This window comes from Halanaerobium saccharolyticum (assembly GCF_003053565.1).
GTDB lineage: Bacteria > Bacillota > Halanaerobiia > Halanaerobiales > Halanaerobiaceae > Halanaerobium > Halanaerobium saccharolyticum_B.
Map to the genome: position 1 here is coordinate 12120 of NZ_QAXS01000031.1, position 24071 is coordinate 36190.

Annotated in this window: 19 protein-coding genes, 13 tRNA genes and 1 rRNA gene; 2 read left to right on the forward strand and 31 right to left on the reverse strand. The window is 35.6% G+C overall.

Annotated features, from left to right (window positions below; translation table 11 throughout):
• Positions 1-87 precede the first annotated feature (87 nt).
• The 15 genes from ftsH to C8C76_RS11325 all read right to left on the reverse strand — a co-directional run bounded on the left by ftsH (position 88) and on the right by C8C76_RS11325 (position 16132).
• A complete protein-coding gene (gene ftsH / locus C8C76_RS11255; protein WP_108141716.1) occupies positions 88-1992 on the reverse strand; it encodes an ATP-dependent zinc metalloprotease FtsH in 1905 nt (634 codons plus the stop codon).
• A gap of 192 nt (positions 1993-2184) precedes the next feature.
• Positions 2185-2766 carry a hypoxanthine phosphoribosyltransferase gene (gene hpt / locus C8C76_RS11260; protein WP_108141718.1) on the reverse strand — a complete coding sequence of 194 codons (582 nt, stop codon included), beginning with the start codon at positions 2764-2766 and terminating at the stop codon, positions 2185-2187.
• A gap of 1 nt (position 2767) precedes the next feature.
• Complete coding sequence (gene tilS / locus C8C76_RS11265; protein ID WP_108141720.1) at positions 2768-4171, reverse strand: tRNA lysidine(34) synthetase TilS; 1404 nt, start codon at positions 4169-4171, stop codon at positions 2768-2770.
• A 65-nt stretch (positions 4172-4236) separates the two neighbouring features.
• Positions 4237-5145: a Ppx/GppA phosphatase family protein gene (locus tag C8C76_RS11270; RefSeq protein ID WP_258222532.1), complete on the reverse strand. Its 909-nt coding sequence runs from the start codon at positions 5143-5145 to the stop codon at positions 4237-4239.
• Positions 5120-5665 (reverse strand): DUF501 domain-containing protein, encoded by a 546-nt coding sequence (locus tag C8C76_RS11275; RefSeq protein WP_108141724.1) that lies wholly within the window; start codon positions 5663-5665, stop codon positions 5120-5122. The genes C8C76_RS11270 and C8C76_RS11275 overlap by 26 nt, the downstream gene beginning before the upstream one ends.
• Positions 5666-5776: 111 nt before the next feature.
• Positions 5777-6142 (reverse strand): S1 RNA-binding domain-containing protein, encoded by a 366-nt coding sequence (locus tag C8C76_RS11280; RefSeq protein ID WP_108141726.1) that lies wholly within the window; start codon positions 6140-6142, stop codon positions 5777-5779.
• Between the two features lie 87 nt (positions 6143-6229).
• Entirely contained in the window at positions 6230-8401 is a 2172-nt protein-coding gene (locus tag C8C76_RS11285) for a Tex family protein (RefSeq protein ID WP_108141728.1), read from the reverse strand.
• A 59-nt stretch (positions 8402-8460) separates the two neighbouring features.
• A complete protein-coding gene (locus C8C76_RS11290; RefSeq protein WP_108141731.1) occupies positions 8461-8799 on the reverse strand; it encodes an FtsB family cell division protein in 339 nt (112 codons plus the stop codon).
• Positions 8800-8942: 143 nt separating this feature from the next.
• Positions 8943-10052 carry an ABC transporter ATP-binding protein gene (locus C8C76_RS11295; RefSeq protein WP_108141733.1) on the reverse strand — a complete coding sequence of 370 codons (1110 nt, stop codon included), beginning with the start codon at positions 10050-10052 and terminating at the stop codon, positions 8943-8945.
• 21 nt (positions 10053-10073) lie between these two features.
• Positions 10074-11084: a LacI family DNA-binding transcriptional regulator gene (locus tag C8C76_RS11300; protein WP_108141735.1), complete on the reverse strand. Its 1011-nt coding sequence runs from the start codon at positions 11082-11084 to the stop codon at positions 10074-10076.
• Positions 11085-11230: 146 nt separating this feature from the next.
• A complete protein-coding gene (pgmB, locus tag C8C76_RS11305) occupies positions 11231-11881 on the reverse strand; it encodes a beta-phosphoglucomutase (protein ID WP_108141745.1) in 651 nt (216 codons plus the stop codon).
• 49 nt (positions 11882-11930) lie between these two features.
• Entirely contained in the window at positions 11931-12506 is a 576-nt protein-coding gene (locus C8C76_RS11310) for a 2'-5' RNA ligase family protein (protein ID WP_108141746.1), read from the reverse strand.
• Between the two features lie 16 nt (positions 12507-12522).
• Positions 12523-13785 carry an ABC transporter ATP-binding protein gene (locus C8C76_RS11315; protein WP_108141748.1) on the reverse strand — a complete coding sequence of 421 codons (1263 nt, stop codon included), beginning with the start codon at positions 13783-13785 and terminating at the stop codon, positions 12523-12525.
• A gap of 5 nt (positions 13786-13790) precedes the next feature.
• Positions 13791-14807, reverse strand: coding sequence for a FecCD family ABC transporter permease (locus tag C8C76_RS11320; RefSeq protein ID WP_243734051.1), 1017 nt, complete (start codon positions 14805-14807; stop codon positions 13791-13793).
• A 41-nt stretch (positions 14808-14848) separates the two neighbouring features.
• Positions 14849-16132 carry a DUF1015 domain-containing protein gene (locus C8C76_RS11325; protein ID WP_108141750.1) on the reverse strand — a complete coding sequence of 428 codons (1284 nt, stop codon included), beginning with the start codon at positions 16130-16132 and terminating at the stop codon, positions 14849-14851.
• A 201-nt stretch (positions 16133-16333) separates the two neighbouring features.
• Between C8C76_RS11325 and serA (C8C76_RS11330) the strand changes: the two genes are divergently transcribed.
• Positions 16334-17938, forward strand: coding sequence for a phosphoglycerate dehydrogenase (gene serA / locus C8C76_RS11330; RefSeq protein ID WP_108141752.1), 1605 nt, complete (start codon positions 16334-16336; stop codon positions 17936-17938).
• A 162-nt stretch (positions 17939-18100) separates the two neighbouring features.
• Complete coding sequence (gene serA / locus C8C76_RS11335) at positions 18101-19702, forward strand: phosphoglycerate dehydrogenase (RefSeq protein ID WP_108141754.1); 1602 nt, start codon at positions 18101-18103, stop codon at positions 19700-19702.
• Between the two features lie 81 nt (positions 19703-19783).
• Here serA (C8C76_RS11335) and C8C76_RS11340 read toward each other — a convergent pair whose 3' ends face one another.
• From C8C76_RS11340 to rrf, 16 genes are all read right to left on the reverse strand, one after another.
• Positions 19784-20944: an MFS transporter gene (locus C8C76_RS11340; protein ID WP_108141756.1), complete on the reverse strand. Its 1161-nt coding sequence runs from the start codon at positions 20942-20944 to the stop codon at positions 19784-19786.
• Positions 20945-20987: 43 nt separating this feature from the next.
• Positions 20988-22058, reverse strand: a complete 1071-nt coding sequence (locus C8C76_RS11345) for a pyridoxal-phosphate-dependent aminotransferase family protein (RefSeq protein WP_108141758.1) — start codon at positions 22056-22058, stop codon at positions 20988-20990.
• 181 nt (positions 22059-22239) lie between these two features.
• A tRNA-Gly gene (locus C8C76_RS11350) sits at positions 22240-22314 on the reverse strand.
• An 8-nt stretch (positions 22315-22322) separates the two neighbouring features.
• Positions 22323-22407 (reverse strand) — tRNA-Tyr (locus C8C76_RS11355).
• Positions 22408-22510: 103 nt separating this feature from the next.
• A tRNA-Ala gene (locus tag C8C76_RS11360) sits at positions 22511-22586 on the reverse strand.
• Between the two features lie 17 nt (positions 22587-22603).
• A tRNA-Thr gene (locus C8C76_RS11365) sits at positions 22604-22680 on the reverse strand.
• Between the two features lie 8 nt (positions 22681-22688).
• Positions 22689-22765 (reverse strand) — tRNA-Asp (locus tag C8C76_RS11370).
• Positions 22766-22837: 72 nt separating this feature from the next.
• Positions 22838-22913, reverse strand: a tRNA-Val gene (locus C8C76_RS11375).
• A gap of 7 nt (positions 22914-22920) precedes the next feature.
• Positions 22921-22996 (reverse strand) — tRNA-Glu (locus C8C76_RS11380).
• Positions 22997-23006: 10 nt separating this feature from the next.
• Positions 23007-23099 (reverse strand) — tRNA-Ser (locus C8C76_RS11385).
• Between the two features lie 11 nt (positions 23100-23110).
• Positions 23111-23187: transfer RNA gene (locus tag C8C76_RS11390), tRNA-Met, on the reverse strand.
• Positions 23188-23195: 8 nt separating this feature from the next.
• A tRNA-Gly gene (locus C8C76_RS11395) sits at positions 23196-23272 on the reverse strand.
• A gap of 57 nt (positions 23273-23329) precedes the next feature.
• Positions 23330-23406 (reverse strand) — tRNA-Met (locus C8C76_RS11400).
• Between the two features lie 4 nt (positions 23407-23410).
• Positions 23411-23486, reverse strand: a tRNA-Lys gene (locus C8C76_RS11405).
• A gap of 28 nt (positions 23487-23514) precedes the next feature.
• Positions 23515-23589: transfer RNA gene (locus C8C76_RS11410), tRNA-Gln, on the reverse strand.
• A 33-nt stretch (positions 23590-23622) separates the two neighbouring features.
• Positions 23623-23739: ribosomal RNA gene (gene rrf, locus C8C76_RS11415) — 5S ribosomal RNA — on the reverse strand.
• Positions 23740-24071: the final 332 nt, after the last annotated feature.

The following is a 24071-nucleotide window of genomic DNA, read 5'->3' on the forward strand; positions in this document are numbered from 1 at the left end:
AAGATTAAAAGTAAAAAGCGAACATTTAATCAGAAAAAAACGACCAGCATATGCTGGTCGTTTGATTAGTTATATATTTTTTCTATTTTAACCATTCTGTGGTTCAGGTTCAAAAGTAGTGATTATACTTTCCTGCTTATCTTCACCATCAGAATCATCTTCTTCTATTCTATCTTTATCTGGATCTCCAGTAATTTCTTCACCTCTCATCAGACGTTTAATCTGATCAGCGTGTAAAGTTTCATATTCTTTTAAGGCTGCCACAATTTTTTCTACTGTCTCAGAATTTTCTCTGAGCAGTCGTTCAGCCTTACTGTAGCATTCCTCAACCATCTTACTAATTTCTTTGTCAATTCGAGCAGCGACTTCTTCACTGTAATTTCTCTGACGAGAAATGTCTCTACCCAGAAATACCTGCTGATCATGTTTTTGACCTAAGGTTAGAGGACCTAAGTTTTCGCTCATTCCATACTCAGTCACCATTGCTCTAATGATCTGGGTTGCTCGTTCAATATCATTTTGAGCACCTGTGCTAATATCATCAAGGAAAATTGCTTCCGCAGCTCTTCCTCCCATTAGACTGGTAACTTTATCTAAAAGCTGTCCTTTGGTCATAAAGTTCTGATCATCTGACGGCAGAGGAACTGTAAATCCACCGGCTCTACCTCGAGGTATAATTGTCACTTTATGAGTGCGATCAGCATGCTCCAAAAGTTCACCCAGCAGAGCATGTCCAGTTTCATGATAGGAAACAAGATTTTTCTCTTCTTCAGAAACTACTTTACTCTTTCTAGCAGGTCCAGCAATAACTCGATCAATAGCATCATCAAATTCCTTCATTGCGATGATTTTCTTTGATCTTCTGGCCGCTAAAATAGCAGCTTCATTAGCAAGATTCTCCATATCGGCACCGGTAAATCCAGGGGTTCTTTTAGCAAGTACCTCTAAATCGATGTCGTCATCTAACGGTTTATCCTTAACATGTATTTCTAATATTTTTTGTCTTCCCAATCTATCAGGCTTATCTACCATTACCTGACGATCAAAACGTCCAGGTCTCAATAAAGCTGGATCTAGAACATCGGGTCTATTGGTTGCAGCCATTAAAATAATACCTTCATTTGGTTCAAAACCATCCATTTCAACTAAGAGCTGGTTTAAGGTCTGCTCACGCTCATCGTGGCCGCCACCAAGTCCGGCTCCACGCTGGCGTCCAACTGCATCAAGCTCATCAATAAAGATAATACAGGGTGAATTTTTCTTACCCTTTTCAAATAAATCTCTAACTCTTGAGGCACCAACACCAACAAACATTTCCACAAAGTCAGAACCACTGATAAAGAAGAAGGGAACTCCCGCTTCTCCAGCAACTGCCTTTGCCATAAGTGTTTTACCTGTTCCAGGAGGTCCAACCATTAAAACTCCCTTAGGTACTTCAGCACCCAATTCGGTAAATTTATCCGGTTTCTTTAAAAATTGAATTACTTCCTGTAATTCTTCTTTCACCTCATCATAATTAGCAACATCATCAAAGGTTACCTTAACATCACTTTCATTTAGTTTAGCCTTGCTTTTACCAAATGACATCATCTTGCTGCCGCCACCCTGCATTTTCTGCATAATGAAAATCCAGGCAACAATTAAAATCACAACAGGTAAAATATAACTTAGAATATTAATCCACCATGGTGTTGTCGGCTGTGGCTCAGTTTTTATATTCACATCGCCAGCCCGCAATTCCTGCATTAGTGATGGAATCGCCTCAGGTGGAACTGGAACTTTAAAATTTCTACTATTTATTGAACCTGTCACTTCCTGATTACCAATGATAGTCACCTGGTTAATATTATCAGCTTCAACTTCAGTTAGAAGATCTGTGTATGTAAAATCTTCTAGAGTTGATGGTCCCTGCTGCATAAAAAATTGTGCAACTAAAATTGATATAGCAATCAGAATTAAATAAAATCCTATATTTTTAACAAACTTATTCAAATTTATTTGCCTCCCCTACGACTTAAATCATATACAGTAAAATATTATAACACAACATTTATATTTTGTAAATAAAATGAGCTTTACTGGCACTTAATATTTTATAATTTATATTTTATTAATTAGCTCAACTAAATTATATTATAAACTATCAATATTAAATTTCAATTAAAAATTAAAAAAATATAAATATTAATCTTTAAGTCGCTGAGTATTTATATATAACTTTTCCTTTAAAACACCAATAAATGATAAATTCCTGTATTTCTCCGCAAAATCAAGACCATAACCTACAACAAATTTATCCGGAATTTCAAAACCATTAAAATCTGCATCAATTTCTTTCTGAACTCTTCGATCAGGTTTATCTAGAAGAGTAACCACTTTGATACTTTTCGGATCACGAGTTTCGAGCATATCAACTACATGTTTAAGAGTTCTACCTGTATCAATAATATCTTCTACAATTAAGAGGTGTCTTCCCTCAATATTTTCTTCCATATCTTTGATTATCCTAACAACTCCAGATGATTCTGTAGAAGCACCATAACTTGAAACATCCATAAAATCAAAAACTACAGGTAAGTCAATTTCTCTAGCCAGATCAGCCATAAATAAAATTGCTCCCCTCAGAATACAGAGCATTACAATATCATCATCATCTTCATAACTGTCTGTAATTTCCTTTCCCAATTCTGAAATTCTCTGCTTTAATTCTTCCTCATCAATAATTACTTCTTTAATATCGTCTGCAAAAACAGTGTTTTTCCCCATTTTAATCCTCCTCATTATATTTTAACTTTAAAATTAAAACCTTATCTGTTTCCCTGGTGATTTTGTAAGTATCAGAAATCTTATAGGGCGGCAGCCAGATAATATTGTCTTCTGCATCCACAATAAGCAGCAGCTGATCCCTCTTCTGTTTTGGAACTTTTTGATCAATTAAAATATCTTTAACTTTTTTATGTCCTGCCATGCCCAGTGGCTTTATCCTATCTCCTGCTTTTCTATTTCTTAAAAATAAAGGTAATTGTAATTTTTGATAATCAAAAGCAGCTGTCAGAGAATCAGTAGAAAAAGAAAAATCATCAATATCTATAATTCGGCTCACAAAACTGCAGTTATTATCAATTTCTATTGTTTCCCCAACTTCAAATTTGATTTTATTATTTAATTTATTGGTGGAATTGATTTTTTTGAAGAAAATTAGACTTGAATAACTAATTTCCACTCGAATACCAGAGGCAATATCAACCCCGCGGCCTGTCTTTTGGTTTTGAATCAATTTCTCTATTTCAAAAATATGATCAAGATATAAATCATCAAGATTACTGTTTAGTTTATTATAGATGTATCTATAAATTCTGCGCTGCAAAACCTGATCTAGATTAATAATTTCATTAAAATCAACAACTATTTTATTCTCGTTTTCTGACTTTACAATTTGTTCATATTTTTTTGCTGCCATCTCCTGCAGAAATTCATTTTCTGCTGCAACCAATTTGCTGCTGCGGGCAATAACTTCCCTGGCATTATAATTGATCTCCTTTTCTACCAGTGGGAAAATTTCATTTCTAATAATATTTCTGCTGTAGATATTTTCCTGATTAGTGGTGTCAAAACGAGGTTCTAATTTTTTTTGCTTACAGTATGCTAATATTTCTTCTTTACTAAATTCAAGCAGAGGATGAATAATTTTTATCCCATTCAACTCTGTCTTAGACTGAATTCCACTTAAACCCTGCAGACCACTTCCCCTAAACAAATTCAAAAGGACAGTTTCTGCCTGGTCATCTCTGTGATGTGCTAAAGCCAGTAAATCATAATTGTTTTTTTGAATAATTTCCTTAAAAAAATCAAATCTTAATTTTCTGGCCAGAGCTTCAGCTGAAGAATTATTTTTTTTGATTAATTCAGGTAAATTTACCTGCTTCAAAAAAAAATCAAAGCCCTTTTTTTGAGCGTAAGCTTTAACAAATTCAGCCTCTGCCGCAGACTCTTCCCGCAGCTTATGATCTACATGTGCCACAGCTATTTTAAGATCAAATTCCTCTTTGTATTCAGAAAAAAGCTCCACCATAGCTAAAGAATCAGGGCCACCTGAGACAGCTAGCAGCAAATTTTTGCAGTCTTTAAGTAAATTGTTTTTAATTATATAATCTATAAATTTAGCCTCCATTAAAAATCCTCCAAAAAATAACTGTATTACTATATTTCAAGATCTAGAAATCTAAACCTGCAAAATTATATATTTAATTGATTTTTTATTAAACCATGCAGCAGATCATGATCACTGATCGACAATTCACTACTGACAATAAAATCTAAAATAGATTTTAAAATTATTAAACCAGCTATAATGATATCCGCTCTCTGAGGCTGTAATCCTTTAACATTTTTTCTCTCTTTTAAGTTTAAATTGCTCAGTTTATTGATAATTTTTTCTAATTCTTTTTTATTAATCCCTGTATTTTCAATTTTACTGCTGTCATAAACTTCGAGCTCCAGTTTAATAGCTGCCAGAGTAGTAATTGTGCCTCCCACTCCTCGAATTTTAAATTCCCTATTAAAATCAAGTTCACCTGCTAACAAATCATTTACATAATTACTAATTTTATTAACCGATTCAGTTTTAAATTCAGCCTCTGGATTGACAACAAATTTTTCAGTCATTCTGACACAGCCAATGTCCAGACTTTTAAAATTTATTTTTGAGGCTTCAGACCAGATAAACTCTGTGCTTCCACCACCAATATCAATTAATAAAAAATCATTTTCTAAATTAGAAACTGCACCAGCATAATTGAGCTCAGCTTCTTTTTCACCACTTATAATTTCAAGCTTAAAATTGAGTTCCTGCAGTTTATCTTTAAGCAGATAGGCATTATTAACATCTCTAAGAGCACTTGTACCAACAACTCGCAGCTTTTCAACCTGATAGCGATCTATAATGGCTCTAAACTTTTTTAATGCTTGATAAACCCTTTCAACAGCAGCTGCCTTTAATTTTCGGTTTTTATCTACTCCTTCTCCCAACCTTGTTATTTCTAATTCTCTGGCCAGGATATCAAAGGAATTATTACCACTCTTTTCGCCAATCAACAGCCGACAGGAATTTGTTCCAATATCAATTGCTGCTGCTCTCAAACTCATCAACCCTTTCTTTACAAATTTTACAGTTTTCAGGCCAGTCAATTTTATTAAAGACAACTTCTCCAGCCGGATTAGATTTTTCCACTAAAAAATCGGCAAGATGAGTATGCAAACATTTAATACCTTCTTTTTCTCTAATCCCACCGACACCTGATTCAACAAGCATTCTGTATAAATCCTCAGATACTTCCCTGGCTTTTTGTAGTTCTGCAGCTGATAATAACTGTTTTCTTTTCTCAGCATATCTTTGATGGGCAGCTTCCATTAATGCTTTAAATTCCGCATCACTTTTTAATTTTTTTCCCAGTTCAGAAATCAAATTACTTTCAGCTTCCAGACGGTCGACCTCGTAATTTAAATATGGACAGCTGAGCCAGTAGATAGTTGGCGCTGCGGTATTGTTAGTAAATGGTTTAACAGTAATAACTGCCGGGAATCCAAATGGACAATAAAGGGCAGTTTCTAAGAAATTATCAATTTTTCTATCTAATTGAAGTTCTATTATTTTATGATCATCCATAATTACTGCTCCCTGTAGTTAATTTATTATAAATTTGTACATTAAAAAGAGAAAACACCCCTTAAACGAATTAAAGGATGTTTAAAAAGTCAATAAAAAATTGGCAAATATTTATTTAGAACTTCCGCCGTTTTTTGCCTCTCTGCTTTTTAGATCTTGCTGACGCTCACTGCTCTGCTTTAAGAAACGTTCCATTTTTTCATCAAAGGACATTTCTGGAGCATGATCAATACGGTCATCTGGATCCTCTAATTGTTTGATGGAAAGGCCAATTTTTCCGTCATCATCGACATTAATAACTTTAACCTTAACTTCGTCCCCTTCTTTAAGGAAATTACTAATATCTTTTACATACGTGTTAGCCACCTCAGAAATATGAACCAGGCCTGTTTCTCCACTTTCTAATTCAACAAAAGCACCAAAATTTGTTATCCCTGTAACTTCTCCTACAACTATACTTCCAACTTCAATGGACATCTTTAAAAAATTCCTCCCTAGATATTAATATTGTACTCATTATAACTTAATTAAGACAGAAGTGTCAAATTTATCGGCTAAAATTTTCTAAAATTTTAAAGTTAAAGAAATTCTTCCTCGTTTTTGATCAACATCAAGGACCTTAACCTCTATATTCTGCCCAATTTCGACAATTTCAAAGGGATCACTAACATACATCTGACTCATCTCAGAAATATGAAGCAGTCCATCCTGTTTTAAACCAATATCAACAAAAGCTCCAAAATCAACTATATTGCGAACTTTACCTTTGAAAATCATCCCCGGCTCAATATCCTCTATTTTTAAGATGTCTTTACGGAATATTGGGGCCGGCATTGAATCCCGTGGGTCCCGTCCGGGCTGTTTTAAAGCAGCCACAATATCTTTTGCAGTTGGCAGACCAATATCTAAATCTGAAGCGGTCTTTACCAGGTCAATTTCATTTAATTTTTCTCTGATTTGATCCAATTTTTCTCTATCTCTAATATCAGCTGCCTGATAATTAATATTAGCTAATATCTTCTCTGCTGCCTGGTATGATTCCGGGTGAATGGGAGTCAGAGCAAATGGATCAGCTTCTGAATCAAGACGAATAAAACCTGCAGCCTGCTCATATGTTTTAGGTCCAAAACCATAAACATCAAGCAGATCCTTTCTCTGCTTAAATTTTCCCTCCTGACTGCGGTGCTCAATAATCTTATCTGCATTATTAGAGCTAATACCTGCTACATAAGTTAATAAAGCTGCCGAAGCTGTGTTAATCTCAACTCCAACATGATTAACCGCGTCAACTACTACCTCATTTAATGCTTTTTCTAAGTTTTTTTGAGAAATATCATGCTGATACATTCCTACCCCAAGTGACTTGGGATCAATTTTAACCAGTTCAGCCAGTGGGTCCTGAATTCGGCGCCCAATAGAAATTGCTCCTCGAATTGAAACATCCAGCTCTGGAAACTCCTTCCGGGCCAACTTCGAAGCAGAATAAACTGAAGCCCCAGCTTCACTAACAATAGTATATTCTACATCCATTCCGCCCTTTATCAGTTCTGCCACAAAACTCTCTGTTTCTCTACTAGCAGTTCCATTACCAATTACAATTAAATCAATCTCATAATTTTTAACCAATTTGGCAATCTCAGCAGCGGCTTCATTTTGCTTATTAACCGGTGGATGGGGATAAATAGCACCTGTTTCTAATAACTTGCCATCCTCAGCTAAAGCAGCAAGCTTACAGCCGGTCCTGAAGGCAGGGTCAACAGCAAGTACCCTTTTCCCTTCCAGCGGCGGCTGCATTAATAGAGATCTTAAATTTGTTGAAAAATTATTAATAGCCTTTAGTTCTGCTTTTTCTGTTAAATCATTACGTACTTCTCTTTCTAAGGATGGAAAAATAAGTCTTTTATAGGCATAATCTACAGCATTTATTAAATGTTCAAAGCTGCCAGACTTATTTTTATCAAACTCATAAAAAGCATAAATCATCTCTATTGCCCGCTCATCATCAACTTCTATTTTAACTCTCAGTACTTCTTCATTTTCTCCTCTGTTTAAAGCTAAAATTCTGTGAGGTGGTATCTTATTTATTGATTCTCTGAACTCATAGTAATCCTGATATTTACCCTCTTCATCTTCATTTTTTTGTTCTGAAACAATTTTAGCAGTTTTAAATACATAATCCCGCAGCTTTTTGCGCAGATCAGCATCATCCGATATATCACCTGCTATAATATCTTCAGCTCCACTTAATACATCTTCCACCTGCTCCAGCTCTTTTTCTGGATCAAGATAATTTTCAGCCTCTTTTTTGATTTCTGATTTATCTTTTTGCTGGCTTAAGATTAACTCAGCTAGTGGTTTAAGACCTTTATCAATTGCTTTCGCAGCTTTGGTCTGCTTTTTAACTTTAAAGGGACGATATAAATCCTCTACTTCCTGCAGAGTATCAGCCTTTTTAAGCTTATTTAATAGCTCATCATCTAATTTCTCCTGTTTATCGGCTGCTGCAGCAACTTCATTTTTCCGCTCATTTAAACGGCGTAAATAATCTATTTTTTCCTCAACATTTCTAATTTCCTCTTCATCTAGACTACCTGTCATTTCTTTTCGGTAACGAGCAATAAAAGGGACTGTATTGCCTGAATCTAAAAGCTCTACTGTAGCCTTAATATTTTCTTTTTTCAAATTCAATTCGTCTGCTGCCTGCTGCATTAAATCTGATTTAATATACTCTGACATTTAAAAACTCCTTTACATGCTGATTATATTTATATTCTGTTAAAAATCTAAAAACTTTTCTATTCGCTTTGTTCTTCATCTGAATCTTGATCCTCTCCAGTTTCTTCATCCTCTTCAACTGGAATAAACATTTTTTCGCCTGGCTTTACCAGGCCAAGTTTTTCTCTGGCAACTTCTTCTATGTATTCATGGCTGCTGCTGTTTTCTAACTGCTCCTTTAACCTCTGATTTTCAGCCTCAGCCTCTGCAATTTCAGCTTCAATCTTCTCAATTTGATTTTCAAGCTGGTTCATTCTTGTCATATTCTGATAAAAATTAAAAGCGGCTATCAGTGCGATAACTACAACAATTGTAACAACCACCGGATTTAACAAAAAATCCTTTTTCTGCCGAGGCATATTTATTCCTCCCGTAAGCTAAATTATGATTACAGTTGTAATTATACTTTAAATTCAACAATTAATCAAAAAAGCAGCCGAATTTAAAATTCGACTGCTTCATTAATTCTTATCTATTTTAAAATACTATATTTTAAGCTTAATTAAAAGATACATTCCTCTGTTTCAGCATCAAAGACATGGATTTTTCTTAAGTCAATACCAAGTGAAATTGTATCTCCAACCTGAGCAGTACTTTCAGCTTCCACACGAGCAATTAAGGAGTGACCCTCTTCAGCAAGATAGAGATAAATTTCTGAACCCATAGGCTCAACAACATCTACATCTGCTTCAAAAGAGTTATCTTCTTTAACTTCAAAATCATGGGTGATTTTAGTATCTACAATATCTTCAGGTCTTACACCAAAAACAACCTCTTTACCTACATAATCTTTAATGTGATCTTCTTTATCTTCAGGTACACGAATTTTAAAAGCGCCATCGCCTTCAAGATAATAAGTATCTCCCTCTTTTTCAATTACTGCGTCCATAAAGTTCATGGCTGGTGAACCAATAAATCCAGCTACAAACATATTGTTAGGCTTATTGTAAAGAGATAATGGATCATCAACCTGCTGAACTACACCATCTTTAAGCACAACAATTCTGTCTCCCATTGTCATCGCTTCTGTCTGATCGTGAGTTACATAAATCATTGTAGTTTTTAGACGATCATGCAGTTTGGATAACTCAGTTCTCATCTGAACTCTTAACTTCGCATCAAGGTTAGAGAGGGGCTCATCCATTAAGAATACTTTAGGCTCACGCACAATTGCACGACCAAGAGCAACACGCTGTCTCTGACCACCAGATAGCTGTTTAGGCTTTCTGTCTAATAACTGCTCAATACCTAAAATATCTGCAGCATCCTGAACACGTCTATCAATTTCGTCTTTAGGAAACTTACGTAATTTAAGTCCAAAAGCCATGTTATCATAAACATTCATATGTGGATACAGAGCGTAGTTCTGGAAAACCATCGCAATATCTCTATCTTTAGGTGCTACATCATTAACAACCTGATCACCAATTTTTAAAGTACCTTCACTAATTTCTTCCAGACCAGCAATCATTCTTAAAGTTGTTGACTTACCACAACCGGAAGGTCCTACTAAAACAACAAACTCCTTATCTCTGATCTCCAAGTTCTGATCCTTAACCGCTGTAAAATCACCAAAATGCTTATAAATATGTTCTAAAGTTACACTTGCCATTAAAAAATCCTCCTCATAATTTTAGTTGTATTTTGATATTGATGACTCCCTAATAATTAATTCGGGAGTTAAAACCTTAATTTGTTGACTGTCCAGATTATCATTAATCAATTTTAATAAAAATTCCAGTGAGCTTTTACCAAGCTCCTCCACCGGCTCACTCAAAACTGTCAGTGGTGGATCAATTACTGAAGTTAAAATATTATCACCATAACCAACTACTGCAAAATCATCGGGAATAAAATAACCTCCCATTTTAATTGCTTCCACAAGCCCGATTGTAGTTAACTCTCTGGTAGAAATAAAGGCATCGGGAATAACATCACCTTCAATAATTTCTAAAAAAACATTATAACCAGCCTGTCTGTCATTAGCAGTTGAAAAAATCAGTTCCTGATTAAGATCTAAACCTGAATCCCTGAGTGCATTTTTATAACCACTAATCTTTTCTTCCTCAATCAAATCATCTCGACTGCCGCAGACAAGTGCTATTTTTTTGAAATTTTCTTCTACCAGGTGTTCTACAGCCTGATAAATACCCTGGCTATAATCAGTTAAAACTGAAGTAAAAAAGTTTTCCTCTGCCAGCCGATTAACCAGTACAATTCTATTATCCTGACTAAAACTGGCTCTCAAAAGATGACTCCCTACAAGTTTACCACCAATAAATATTGCCCCATCAACCTGATTTGATTCCAAAAGTGATAGATAGGACTCTTCCTTATCTTCCTGATTATTGGTATTGCAGAGAATTATCTGATAACCTTTTTCATCTGCAGCCTTTTCAATACTCTTTACAATCTCAATATTGCCGGGGCTGTCCATTTCTGCCAAAATTACAGCAATCATATTAGTCTTTTTAGCTGCCAGTCCCCGCGCCAGCTGATTTGGACGATAATTATTTTCCTTTGCAATTTTCAAAATTTTTAACTTTGTTTCTCTACCAACTCCAGGCTTATCATTTAAAGCCCGAGAAACTGTTGATTCTGCAACATCAGCCATGCGAGCAATATCTTTAAGAGTAATCTGCATCTTTCTGCCTCCAGTTTTAAATGCCTGCGCAATTTACGCAAGCGCTTGCGAAAACTTGAAGAAAAAAAGAGCCTGTAATAATAATTAACTCTTATTATTACTATTCGTTACAGACTCTTAAATTCCTTCTTTTTTATTTAAATTTTTTATAATTTTTCTATAATCTCATCAAAATCTATATCGCCAACATTGGCATATACCAGATGAGCCTTGCCAACTCTTGCTTCAGGTCCAACTCCAACTGCCTTCATATTAGCTGCTAAAGCTGCTTCTACACCTGACTCTGCATCCTCTAAAACAACACATTCTTCCGGCTTCAGCCCCAGATTTTTGGCTGCATGTAAAAACAAATCCGGCGCCGGTTTTGCATTTTCTACACTGTTTCCATCTGCAATTGTATCAAAGATGTCTGTGATTTGCAAATGTTTTAAAACTTTTTTTGCATTCCTGCTTGATGAACCTACAGCCAGCTTATAACCATCTGCTTTAAGTTTCATTAATTTTGCTTCCATATCATCCAGAATATCAGCTTTAGTTATTTCCTCTAAATAATCCTGATAATATGCATTTTTTCGATCAGTCCATTCCTTTTTCTGGTCTTCAGGAACTTCTTTTCCATCCAGAATAATCTCCATTGATTCCATTCTGGAAACACCGCGCAGCTGTTCATTTACTTCGCGATTAAAAAACAGGTCTTCTTCATCAGCCAACTTCTGCCAGCTTTTATAATGATATTCTGCAGTATCAGTTATAACTCCATCAAGATCAAAAATAAATCCTTTAATTTCTTTTGCCATAATAACCACTCCCATTATAAATTTATTATTCCTAAAATGAAATTAATTTCTAGTCCAGATCAAAACTTGCTATGATTTTTTCGACTGGATCCAGAGTTGGCCTCCAGATTTCCATTTTTTCTGCTGCTGCAGAAATTGGACGGGACATTCCCTCCATAAATAAACAAATCTCTGTTAGTTCATCAACTGGAATTGGATTTTCAGCAAAAATATTGCTGATTATTGTGATATGAAACATCCACTCCTCATAATTTTCAATAGTTGAAATAGCTTCTGCTTTAAGACTCTGATGAACTGCCTCAGAAAATTCTTTTAAAGATTTAGTTTCATTAACTTCCAGCACCAGCTGATGCTGATCCGAAAATTTAATACAGCTGAAACGATCAACTTCAACCTCAATTTTGTTGAATTCTCTTACCTTTTTAGCAAGAATTTCTTTGGCCTTATCAGCTTTATTTTTCGCTATTCTATCGATTGTAATATGCAGCTGCGGATATATCTGATCGGGATAAAGGTTGTAGTGCTCAGAAACTATTTTCTGCACCTGAGCAGCTGTTTCTACAAGTTCTTCACCTGGAATCAATACTAAAAAATACTCATTTTCTAAATCTGCAGCTTTTATCATAATTAAATCCCCATCTCTAATTTTCCAGTTTTTTAATTTCTGAAGTTAAACGACTTTTATCATCAAGCAGTAATATATTCTCATCTTCCTCTAATAATTTATTCCAGATCTTTTCTGCTTTTCCTTTAATATAGTCTCTTTTTTTAATTTTAAGGTTAGAAAATAAAATCTTAGCCTTATCAGGATAATCAAGCAAAATTTCTAAATTCGCCAGATTACCATGCCCGAATGGAAGATCACTTAAGATAATCAAATCCGCTTTTTCAATCAACTTTTTATTTTGTTTAATTTCAGCTTTGGAAATATCAATGAAAGGTGGTGCTTCAACAATTTCAATCCCCAGCTCTTTTGCAGCCTGCCAGTCAGCATCACCTATATTTAAGACACCAATACTCAATTGATAACCCAGATTTTCCAGTTTATAGATGAACTTTTTAGCAGTTCCACCACCAGCTATAATGTGAATTTTGAAATCTTTTTTTTCAGTCTTACGGTTAAATTTATTAACTTCTGGAACCAGAGTAATAAATGGTCTGTCAGAAAGTGGATTGGTTTTAATTAAAACCTCTGCTTTGTAGACTTGCCTGATATTTTCCTCTGTTAAAACCTCTTCTGCCGGGCCAGCAGCAAATATTCTTCCTTCCTTTAGTAAAATTAATTCCTCACAATACTGAGCAGTTAGATTAAGATCATGGGAGACTGTAATAATTGTTAGATTCAATTCCTGATTCAAATAATTTAAAAGATCATAAATTTCACCCTGATAATTAATATCAAGACTGGAAGTAGGCTCATCCAGCAGCAGAACGTCAGGCTTCTGGGCCAGAGCTCTGGCAATTATAACCCTCTGTCTTTCACCACCCGAAAGTTCATTAATTGATTTACTCCTTAATTTTAGAGTATCAGTAACTTCCATGACCTCTTTTACAATTTTTTTATCTTTTTTGTTAACTCCAGACCAGCGTTTCTGATATGGATGTCTACCCATCATTATAATATCATAGACGTTAAAATTAAAATTAACCTCTGTATTCTGGGGAACAACTGCCATTTTTCGAGCCAGCTCTATCGAACTGTAATCGTTTAACAGTTTAGAATCCAGGTAAACAGTTCCACTATCTGATTTTAAGCTGCTGCTGATATTTTTTAAAAGAGTTGATTTACCGGAAGCATTAGGGCCAATAATACCAATAAAAGAGCCTGCTTCAATTTCTAGATCAATCCCCTTAAGAATTTCTTCAGCAGCATAACTAAATTTAATTTTATCTGTTCTCAGCATAATTTTCACCAAATATTTTTAGATTTATTGCGCAGTAAATAAATAAAATATGGGCCACCGGCAAAAGCGGTAATTATTCCAACCGGTAGTTCCATTGGAGCCATTATAGTTCTGGCCGCTGTGTCTGCAAGCAGCAAAAATGAAGCACCAAATAAAGCTGCCAGCGGTATCAGCCGTCTGTGATCAGGCCCAATTATCATCCTCGCAATATGAGGCACAACTAGACCTATAAAACCAATGCTGCCGCTAACAGAGACTACTGAGGCGGTCAACAGGGATGCTGCTCCAAGTAAAATTATTTTTGTTCTCTCTACATTTAGGCCAAGATGCCGGGCACTCTCTTCTCCGAGCAGTAATATATTTAAGTCCTTAAGATAAAATAATATTACAGCAAATGCTGTTAAAAAATAAGGTAAGATCATCTTAATGTCTCCCCAGGCTGAACCAGCAAGACTCCCCATCAGCCAGTAAACCAGCTGCTGCAGATTTTCCGTTCTTAAAACCATTAGAAAAGACATCATGGAATTCAAAATAAAACTTACTGCTACTCCTGCCAGTAAGAATGTTAGAACCGGTAATTTATTCCCTACCCGGGCCAGCTGATAAACTGTGAAAACTGTGATTACCGCTCCTAAAAAGGCAAAAGCAGGTAGAGAATTTAAATTAAAAATAGCAATTTCTACCCCTAAAAACAGAGCCAGCATTACTCCAGTTCCTGCTCCAGCCGATATTCCAATAATATAGGGATCAACCATTGGGTTTCTAATTATAGCCTGAAAAACAGCACCGGCAACAGCAAGCCCTGCTCCAACAATAAATGCAAGTATAATTCTCGGCAGTCTTATTTCTCCAATAATAATTGCTGCTGAAGCAGAGACACTGCTGCTGTTAAATATATAGCTTAAAATATCAGCTGGATTAATCTGACTTGAACCAATAAATAAAGCCAGAAAGATCAAAAATGCTGAAAACAAAAGCGCCCCTATAAAGATCAATATATTATTTTTATCTTCTCCCATCATTATCAGTCCCCAGTACTGAAATTTGCTTCAATATTTGTAAGCTATTTTTTTATTGATAATTTATTAATTACAAGGCCGGTTAAAAGTTTTGGATAAAAGTCAGTAGACTTCTGCGGCATTTTTTCTCCCTGGTCTGCAATATCCTTCACTTCTTTAACCGAAGTAGGATTTAGAATAAATGCTGCCTGATATTTACCAGTCTCCAGTTTTTCAAGAGCTTTATCTCGATATCTTATATAGTCTAGATTTGACTTAGCAGCCAGTGCTTTTTTATCTATACCCAAATATTTTTCCAGAATAATATTATGCAGAATACTTACATCAAGTTCTTTATAAGCCTGAGAATAATCACCTTCTACCTGATCCAAAACAGCCTCATTTTCAAATTCAAACACATAGTATGCTTCAGCTGCTCCAGCTTTAAAACCAAATACTTTCTTTTCCTGATTCTGATCAAGAAAAATATACATTTCCTCTTTACTGTCAAATTCTTTAATACTAAAATCCTCAGCTGCTTTTTCTAAAAACGAATTAACTTCAAAATCTTTAATATTATACAATAATCTGTGGGTGGGCAGTACCTTTAATCCTGGATCATCCATATTGATAAAAGTCATCAGACGGTGATTAAAACTTTCAACTCCATCTGCCTGCCAGCCCTTTTCTTTACACTCCTGCTGATAATTTAAAGCTGTCTGATAGCGGTGATGTCCATCAGCAATATATAAATTTTTAGATTCCATCTTTTCTTTTATCTCTGCTATCAGCTCTGAATCAGTCAGCTGCCAGACTTTATGTAAATTCTGATCTTCATCATGCACCTCAAAAAGAGGCTCGTCTTTCATTAATTTTGTAAATAAATTATTAATTTCATTTTTCTGATCTGAATAAAGCATAAAAATATGACCAAAATTTGCTTCTGTAGATCTAATTAACTTTAAACGATCTGCTTTTGGCCCTTCCATTGTATTTTCGTGAGCCTTAACTCCTTCGCCAGCCTCCAGTTCTCCCAGACCAACAAAGCCCTTGCGGACAAACTTTTCTCCTTCAACCTCATATTCCTGAGTGTAGAGATAAAAACCTGCTTTTTGATCACGAACTAAAATCTGCTTTTTAATCCAGTTGTTCAAATAATCAGCTGCACTCTGATAGCGATCTTCTTCCTTTCCTAAAATCAAACGCACAACATTATAAGGACTTTGCTCATAATATTCTTCCTGTAACTGCTGATCAATCTTATCATATGGTTGTGTTACTACCTTCTCGAGTTCTCCAACCTGCTCCTGGTTATATCTATAACCATGAAATGGAAATACCTTCGCCATACTTATCACTCCTTTTAATCATTATATATTTTTATCAGCTTTACAGCAAGCTAGATTCAGATATCAAAATTTTTGTAATATAATGAAAATATAATTTATTCTTATTTTACTCTGTTAAAGCATTAAATCCTTGCTTTATCCTTTCCAGTTAGATATAATTAAAAAAAATTAGTAGCAAGAAGAGAGAAGGAGTGGTAATAAGTGTATAAGGTTTTAGTCAGTGACAATATTGCTCAAAAAGGAATTGATATTTTACAGGAAGCAGGCATGGATGTTGATTTCAAACCAGGACAGAGCCGAGAAGATTTTTTAGAAACTATTGCCGACTATGATGGAATTATTGTTAGAAGTATGACTCTTTTAGACGCTGAAGCTTTAAATAAGGCAAAAAAATTAAAGGTAATAGGTAGAGCAGGTACAGGTTATGATAATATTGACTTAGATGAGGCTACTAAACATGGAATTTTCGTTTTTAATACCCCAACTGGAAACACAATTTCTGCGGTTGAACACACTCTGGGAATGATGCTTTCACTTTCCCGTAATATTCCCCAGGCAAACCAGGCACTACACAATGATATCTGGGACCGCAAAAAATATATGGGGGTTGAAGTAAAGGGTAAAACTTTAGGAATTATTGGTCTGGGAAGAATCGGAAGCAGGGTTGCCAAGAGAGCCCAGAGTTTTGGAATGAAAGTAATTGCCAATGACCCGTATCTAGCTCCAAAAAAAGCTGAGAAAATTAATGTCCCTTTACTGCCATTTAAAGAGGTTTTAGAAAAAGCAGATTATGTTACACTACATACACCGCTAACTGATGAAACCTATCATATTTTAAGTCACAAAGAATTCGCCATTATGAAAGATGGTGCGCGCGTAATTAACTGCGCCAGAGGTCAAAATGTAGATACCAAAGCTCTGGCTGAGGCATTAGAAAAAAATAAAATTGCCGGTGCAGCAATCGATGTTCATGAGGAAGAACCAGTTAAAGCCAGTAATAATCCTCTACTTAAATTTAATGATCGTGTTATTATGACCTGTCATTTAGGTGGAACAACTACTGAGGCCATGGATAATGTGTCGATTACCGCAGCTGAAGAAGTAGTTTCAGTCTTACAGAGCAATCTGCCCGAATCACCACTTAATATCCCGGCAATGGATCCCCAGGAGTTTAATCAGGCTAAACCGTATATTAATCTGGTAACTAAGCTGGGTAATTTTATGGCTAAGTGGAAAGGGCACGAAAGAATTGAGGCTGTAGAAGTCGAATATGGTGGAGAGGTTAATCAATTTAACCACAAGCCAATGACTTTAAGTCTGGTAAAATCTATTTTAGAGCCGATTTTAGATGACCGAATTAATCTTGTAAACGCAATGCATATTGCTGAAGAAAGAGGTATTTCTTTAAAGGAAAGCCAGATTCAAAATGAAGGTGAATTAAAAAATATTATTAAAATCAACCTTAAAACTGAAACTGGAGAGTACAGTCTGGCCGGAACCTATTTACCAATTGGATTTAGGTTAATCGAAATTAATGGGCTGAGAATTGATCTTGACCTCTCAGGTGAATTTATTATAGTTAGTTATCAGGATAAACCGGGAGTAATTGGTAAAATTGGTTCAACACTTGGTGAAGAAAATATTAATATTGCTAATATGCAGGTGGGACGTCAGGATATTGGCGGCGAAGCAATTATGATGATGCAGATTGATTCAAAACCTTCTAAAGAAATTATGGAAAGAATCAAAGTCCATCTTGATGAACTTGATACTCGAGTAAAAGATTTAAGCTATCTGGAAATATAAATATATTTAGTATAATCGCGGGAGCAGTCTTATTAAGACTGCTCTTTTTTTTACCCCTTTTTATTTTTGCGTCTTAATTTTAAGAATTTTCTGTTTGCTTGTATCGTATTTATTAGATATAATGAAGTTAAATTAGCAAAATATTTAGGGGAGTGATTAACCGTGTATAAAGTTTTAGTCAATGACAACATTTCTCAAAAAGGCATTGATATTTTACAAGAGGCAGGTATAGAAGTTGATTTCAAACCCGAACAATCTCGCGAAGAATGTTTAAAAACTATTCATCAATATGATGGAATAATACTTCGCAGTATGACAGATTTAGATAAAAAAGCCTTAGCTAAAGCTGAAAACTTAAAAGTAATAGGCAGAGCAGGCACCGGTTATGATAATATCGACCTGGAGGAAGCAACTAAAAAAGGAATTTTTGTTTTTAACACTCCTACCGGCAATACTATTTCTGCTGTAGAACATACTCTGGGAATGATGCTTTCCCTTTCCCGAAATATTCCTCAGTCAAATCAGGCATTACACAACAACCTCTGGAATAGAAAAAAATATAGAGGAGTTGAATTAAAAGCTAAAACACTGGGAATAATTGGATTAAATAGAATTGGGAGCCGAGTTGCTAAAAGAGCTCAAGCTTTTGGAATGGATGTAATAGCAAATGATCCCTATCTTGCTCCAGAAAAAGCAGAAAGTTTAAATGTTCCTCTGCTTTCTCTAAAACAACTCTTAAAAAAATCTGATTATATAACTCTTCACATCCCATTAACTGAGGAAACTCATCATCTCTTAAGCGAAGCTGAGTTTAAATTAATGAAGAAAAATGCGCGAATAATTAATTGTGCTCGCGGAAAAAATATTGACACCAAAGCACTGGCCAGAGCTCTAGCAGAAAATGAAATTGCAGGCGCTGCAATCGATGTTCATGAGGAAGAACCTGTCCCTAAAGATAATCCACTGCTGAATTTTGAAGACCGGGTTATAATGACTGCACATCTGGGAGGAACCACTATTGAAGCAATAGATAATAATTCTATCGCTGCTGCTAGAGAAGTTGTCTCTGTTCTCGAGGGTAATCTTCCAGAATCACCTCTCAATATTCCGGTTATGGATCCTCAGGAATTCAAAAAAGCTCAGCCATATATTGAACTGGTAGCTAAATTGGGTAAATTTATGGCAGAATGGAAAGGAGACCAGCGAATTAAAGCAGTTGAAGTAGAATACGGGGGTGAAATTAATAATTTCAAGCTTAAACCCATAACCTTAAGTTTAATTAAATCTATTCTTGATCCCATACTGGATAACAGAATCAACTTAGTTAATGCAATGCATATAGCTGAAGAAAGAGAAATTGCCATTAAAGAAAGTAAAATTCAAAATGAAACTGAACTTAAAAATTTAGTCAATCTAAAAGTTAAATCTGATAAAGAAGAATACAGTCTTTCGGGAACTTATCTTCCTAATGGTTATCGAATTGTAAGAATAAATGATTTAAGAATTGATCTTGAGCTGGACGGAGAATTTATAATTGTAAGTTATCAGGATAAACCGGGTGTGATTGGAAAAATAACCTCTGTTTTAGGAAAAGACAAAATTAATATTGCAAATATGCAGGTTGGCAGGAAATCACCAGGTGGAGAGGCAGTTGTATTGATTCAAATTGATTCAAAACCCTCAGAAGAAGTTATGCAAGAAATCAAAAATAGTCTAAATGAAATCAATGCCAATCTTAAAGAAATAAATTATCTTAAAATATAAGAATTCAAATTTCAGAGCAGCCTTTCTGGGGCTGCTCTCTTCTCATCTTAATTAATTATTTAAAACTATAGCTGTAATTTCTTATTTAGCAAAATCATATTCTAATTCCCGGTTTAAAAAATATAAAAAAACAATAATTAAAAACATAAAGAAACTTATGCTTGCAAAACCAGTAAACACATTAAAAATATCATTGATTTTACCAATCAGCCAGTTTGAAGTCATATTTATTGCAGAGGCAGTAGTAATAATAAAGCCCATATAAGAACTTACACCCTTATCAAATTCATTCATTATAACTGCCATAATGGTAGGGAACATAATAGAAATAAAAAATCCTGCTGTAGAAAAGAAAACTGCTCCCAAAACTCCCTCTACTAAGAGACCGCAGATAAATAAGAATAATGTTGCTGAAGCAAAGATAAATAGTATTTTGATATATCCTAAATGCTCTGTAAAATATCCTCCTACAAGTCTCCCCACAGTAAAAATTACAAAAAATAATGATAAATATGTAGAAGCAGAAGTTGTGCTAAATGCTCTTTCTACATGCAGAAAATTAACCAGCCAGCTTCCAATTGCAATTTCAGACACAACAGCTGAGCCTAAAACTGCAGAAAAAAGCCATACTTTTTTCTGCTTTACTATTTCTTTAATTGCAATATTATCTTTTTTATCATTTTCAATTTCTACTGGAAAATCAGTAAAAAATAAATAGATAAGTAAAAATATAATCAAAACCAGTGCAGTTAAATAAATTTGATACCATTCTAAGTCTAAAGATAAAAGCCAGCCGGCATAACGAGGGCCTATAGAAGCTCCTACACCAAAAAATAAATGGAGCATATTCATCATCATCCCGGATTTTTCTACAAATATCTTGGCTCCCAGTGAATTAGCACCGATCTCTACTGAGCCAAGTCCAATTCCCAGTAGTGTCATCAACAAGATTAAATAAAGAAATGAATTAATATAACCCATTATAAATATACTAAAAGCAGCAGCCAGAAATCCAAAAGTAATTACTCTTTTTAAGCCAAAATGACTGGCCGCCAGTCCCCCAAAAAATGTTGCCGACATAAATCCAAAAGTTGAGGCCATCAGCATTACACCAATCTGTGAGTAATTTACTGTATAAAAATCTCTGATTGGAGGAATTAATGTACCCCTCATATTATTAATAAATCCCAGCATTATCATCATCATAAATGCCAGAAAAACTAGCTTTTTATGTCTTTTCATCAATAATCAAACCTTCCAAATAAACTCAACAGATTTTTTAAATTTATAACTCTAAAATACTTTCAATAGTGGCCAGTAAACCCTTGATGTCAGCTAAGCTCAGATCACCCATATGTCCAATTCTAAAAGCTTTATTTTTCAAATCACCATAGCCATTAGCAATTCGAATATTATATTTTTCGACCAGAGTCTTAATTAAATTATTAACATCAATACCTCGATTGTTTTCAATACAGGTAACTGTATTCGACCAGTACCCTTCCTCAGCATATATATCAAAATATTCTAAAGCCCAGTTTTGAACATATTCAGCCATTTCCTGATGTCTGGCAAATCTATTTTCTATGCCCTCAAGATTAACGATATCATCCAGCTGCTTTTGCAGGGCAAAAATTTGTGGAATTGCCGGAGTTGTTCTTGTCTGTGAACGCTGATGATACTTATATAAAAGTGGCAGATTAAAATAATAGCTTTTACTTTCCACCTCTTCTGCTCTCTTTAACAAATCATCACTAACTGAAGCAACAGTTAGACCTGCAGGTAAAGCAAATGCCTTCTGAACTCCTGCCAGACACATATCAATTCCCCAGTCATCTACTCTAATTTCAGTACCAGCCATTCCTGAAACAGCATCAACTAAAAATAAAACATCATCAAATTTCTTTACAACTTCTCCAATTTCCTTAACTGGATTCATTAAACCTGTAGAAGTCTCATTTAAAACAACAGTAATCGCATCATATTTACCTGTCTTAAGCTTTTCTTCTACTAATTCTGGTTTTACAGCCTGATCCCAGGGAATCTCTACTTTATCACAGGCAACACCATTTTTTTTAGTGATTTGATACCAGCGATCTGAAAAAGCGCCATTGACAAAATTTAAACAGCGTTTTTTGACCCCATTGGTCACTGCAGCCTCCATAGCTCCAGTTGAAGATGAGGAAAATAAAAAAACAGGATTTTCTGTAAATAGTAATTTTTTTAAATTTCCCTGAATATCATCATAAATCTCAGAAAATTTCTCAGTTCGGTGGTGAATTTGTGCTGTTGATAATTCCTTAAGTAATTCACTTCTCACTTCTGTTGGTCCTGGAGTAAATAATTTTTCGTGCATTTTTGAACACCTCATAAATTATATTTTCAGCTTCAGCTGAATTGCTCGGTTCTCTATACTTAGATATAATTATTTATTATTATAGCAGTTAAAGTAAAAATAATAAAGTAATATTAAATTATCAGAATATTGAAAAATACTAAGAAATAAAAAAAGCACCTTTAAGGTGCATAATATCAAATGGAGCGGGAAACGAGATTTGAACTCGCGACCCTCACGTTGGCAACGTGATGCTCTACCACTGAGCTATTCCCGCATATTTAATGGTGGAGGGGAAAGGATTTGAACCTTTGTAGGCATCGCCGGCAGATTTACAGTCTGCTCCCTTTAACCACTCGGGCACCCCTCCAGATTAGATGTAGGAAATAAGAAGTAGGAAATAAGATTATTAAAAATCCTATTCTATTCCTTTTTAATATTTTATTGTCCTCCACCCAGAAATAAATTAACTTTGGTGGAGATAAGGGGATTCGAACCCCTGGCCTCTACACTGCCAGTGTAGCGCTCTCCCAGCTGAGCTATATCCCCATGGCTATAAAAGTCAATGGAGCCGATGACCGGAGTTGAACCGGTGACCTCTTCCTTACCATGGAAGCGCTGCTACCAACTGAGCTACATCGGCATAAAAAATGGCGGAGGAGACGGGATTTGAACCCGCGATCTCCGGCTTGACAGGCCGGCGCGTTAAACCGCTACGCTACACCTCCGTATTGGATGTAGGAAGTAAGATGTCGAGAAAGGAATCTCTTCCAATCTAACAATATACTTCATTATTTAAATGGTGGGCGAAACAGGGCTCGAACCTGTGACCCCCTGCTTGTAAGGCAGGTGCTCTCCCAACTGAGCTATTCGCCCGCAAAAATGGTACCCTCAAGGGGATTCGAACCCCTGCCGCCAGGATGAAAACCTGGTGTCCTAGACCCCTAGACGATGAGGGCATAAATTAAATGGCGGAGAGAGAGGGATTCGAACCCTCGCCAGGGTAAATACCCTGCTACAGGTTTAGCAAACCCGCCCCTTCAGCCACTTGGGTACCTCTCCATGAATACAAATGGTGGGTCTAAGAGGACTTGAACCTCTGACACTGTGGGTATGAACCACATGCTCTAGCCAACTGAGCTATAGACCCATGATATATGGAGCGGGAAACGAGACTCGAACTCGCGACCCTCAGCTTGGAAGGCTGATGCTCTAGCCAACTGAGCTACTCCCGCATCTTACCATGTAATTTTGCCTGATGTATATAAAATATTAATTTTTAAAAATAAAAATGGTTGCGGGGACCGGATTCGAACCGATGACCTCCAGGTTATGAGCCTGACGAGCTACCAGACTGCTCTACCCCGCGCCAATGGTGAGCCATGGAGGATTCGAACCTCCGACAACCTGATTAAAAGTCAGGTGCTCTGCCAACTGAGCTAATGGCCCAAAATAATGATGAGCATTTATAATTAAATGGCTGGGGCGGTAGGATTCGAACCTACGCGTCCTGAGACCAAAACCCAGTGCCTTACCGCTTGGCTACACCCCAGTATTATAAAAATCATCAAAGCTTGGAAAAAAGGACCGGCAGCGACCTACTCTCCCACATCGTTACCAATGCAGTACCATAGGCGCTGGAGGACTTAACTTTTGTGTTCGAGATGGGAACAAGTGTTGCCCCTCCGCTATTACCACCGGAAATCTATAAAATTTTGATTTATTCTGTTCTCTTTTCTTTTATGAACTTGATCTTTTTACTTTGAGAAAAGCCAACAAAATTTCTGTTTTGATTTCACACCTTATTAATTTAGCTTTTCATTGCTTTATGAAGGTCAAAGAAAAAAGCTGTCTGAGCGAAGCGAGTTCTTTTTTCTACTGAAAAAAAGCAATTAAATGCGTTAAAAATTAATTGGTCTTTGAAATTAAAACTGTAAATTCAAAGATACATATAGGAAATAATGATTAAGCCCTCGATCTATTAGTACCAGTTAGCTTAATGTATTACTACACTTACACCTCTGGCCTATCTAC

What these genes read in the sequence shown, in the direction of transcription:
- C8C76_RS11290 (WP_108141731.1), bottom strand. Translation starts at nt 8,799, where the DNA reads ATGCCTCGGCAGAAAAAGGATTTTTTGTTAAATCCGGTGGTTGTTACA.
- hpt (WP_108141718.1), bottom strand. Translation starts at nt 2,766, where the DNA reads ATGGGGAAAAACACTGTTTTTGCAGACGATATTAAAGAAGTAATTATT.
- C8C76_RS11340 (WP_108141756.1), bottom strand. Translation starts at nt 20,944, where the DNA reads ATGAAAAGACATAAAAAGCTAGTTTTTCTGGCATTTATGATGATGATA.
- C8C76_RS11270 (WP_258222532.1), bottom strand. Translation starts at nt 5,145, where the DNA reads ATGAGTTTGAGAGCAGCAGCAATTGATATTGGAACAAATTCCTGTCGG.
- pgmB (WP_108141745.1), bottom strand. Translation starts at nt 11,881, where the DNA reads ATGGCAAAAGAAATTAAAGGATTTATTTTTGATCTTGATGGAGTTATA.
- C8C76_RS11300 (WP_108141735.1), bottom strand. Translation starts at nt 11,084, where the DNA reads ATGCAGATTACTCTTAAAGATATTGCTCGCATGGCTGATGTTGCAGAA.
- C8C76_RS11280 (WP_108141726.1), bottom strand. Translation starts at nt 6,142, where the DNA reads ATGTCCATTGAAGTTGGAAGTATAGTTGTAGGAGAAGTTACAGGGATA.
- C8C76_RS11320 (WP_243734051.1), bottom strand. Translation starts at nt 14,807, where the DNA reads ATGATGGGAGAAGATAAAAATAATATATTGATCTTTATAGGGGCGCTT.
- C8C76_RS11295 (WP_108141733.1), bottom strand. Translation starts at nt 10,052, where the DNA reads ATGGCAAGTGTAACTTTAGAACATATTTATAAGCATTTTGGTGATTTT.
- C8C76_RS11275 (WP_108141724.1), bottom strand. Translation starts at nt 5,665, where the DNA reads ATGGATGATCATAAAATAATAGAACTTCAATTAGATAGAAAAATTGAT.
- C8C76_RS11285 (WP_108141728.1), bottom strand. Translation starts at nt 8,401, where the DNA reads ATGTCAGAGTATATTAAATCAGATTTAATGCAGCAGGCAGCAGACGAA.
- C8C76_RS11325 (WP_108141750.1), bottom strand. Translation starts at nt 16,132, where the DNA reads ATGGCGAAGGTATTTCCATTTCATGGTTATAGATATAACCAGGAGCAG.
- C8C76_RS11345 (WP_108141758.1), bottom strand. Translation starts at nt 22,058, where the DNA reads ATGCACGAAAAATTATTTACTCCAGGACCAACAGAAGTGAGAAGTGAA.
- C8C76_RS11315 (WP_108141748.1), bottom strand. Translation starts at nt 13,785, where the DNA reads ATGCTGAGAACAGATAAAATTAAATTTAGTTATGCTGCTGAAGAAATT.
- C8C76_RS11310 (WP_108141746.1), bottom strand. Translation starts at nt 12,506, where the DNA reads ATGATAAAAGCTGCAGATTTAGAAAATGAGTATTTTTTAGTATTGATT.
- tilS (WP_108141720.1), bottom strand. Translation starts at nt 4,171, where the DNA reads ATGGAGGCTAAATTTATAGATTATATAATTAAAAACAATTTACTTAAA.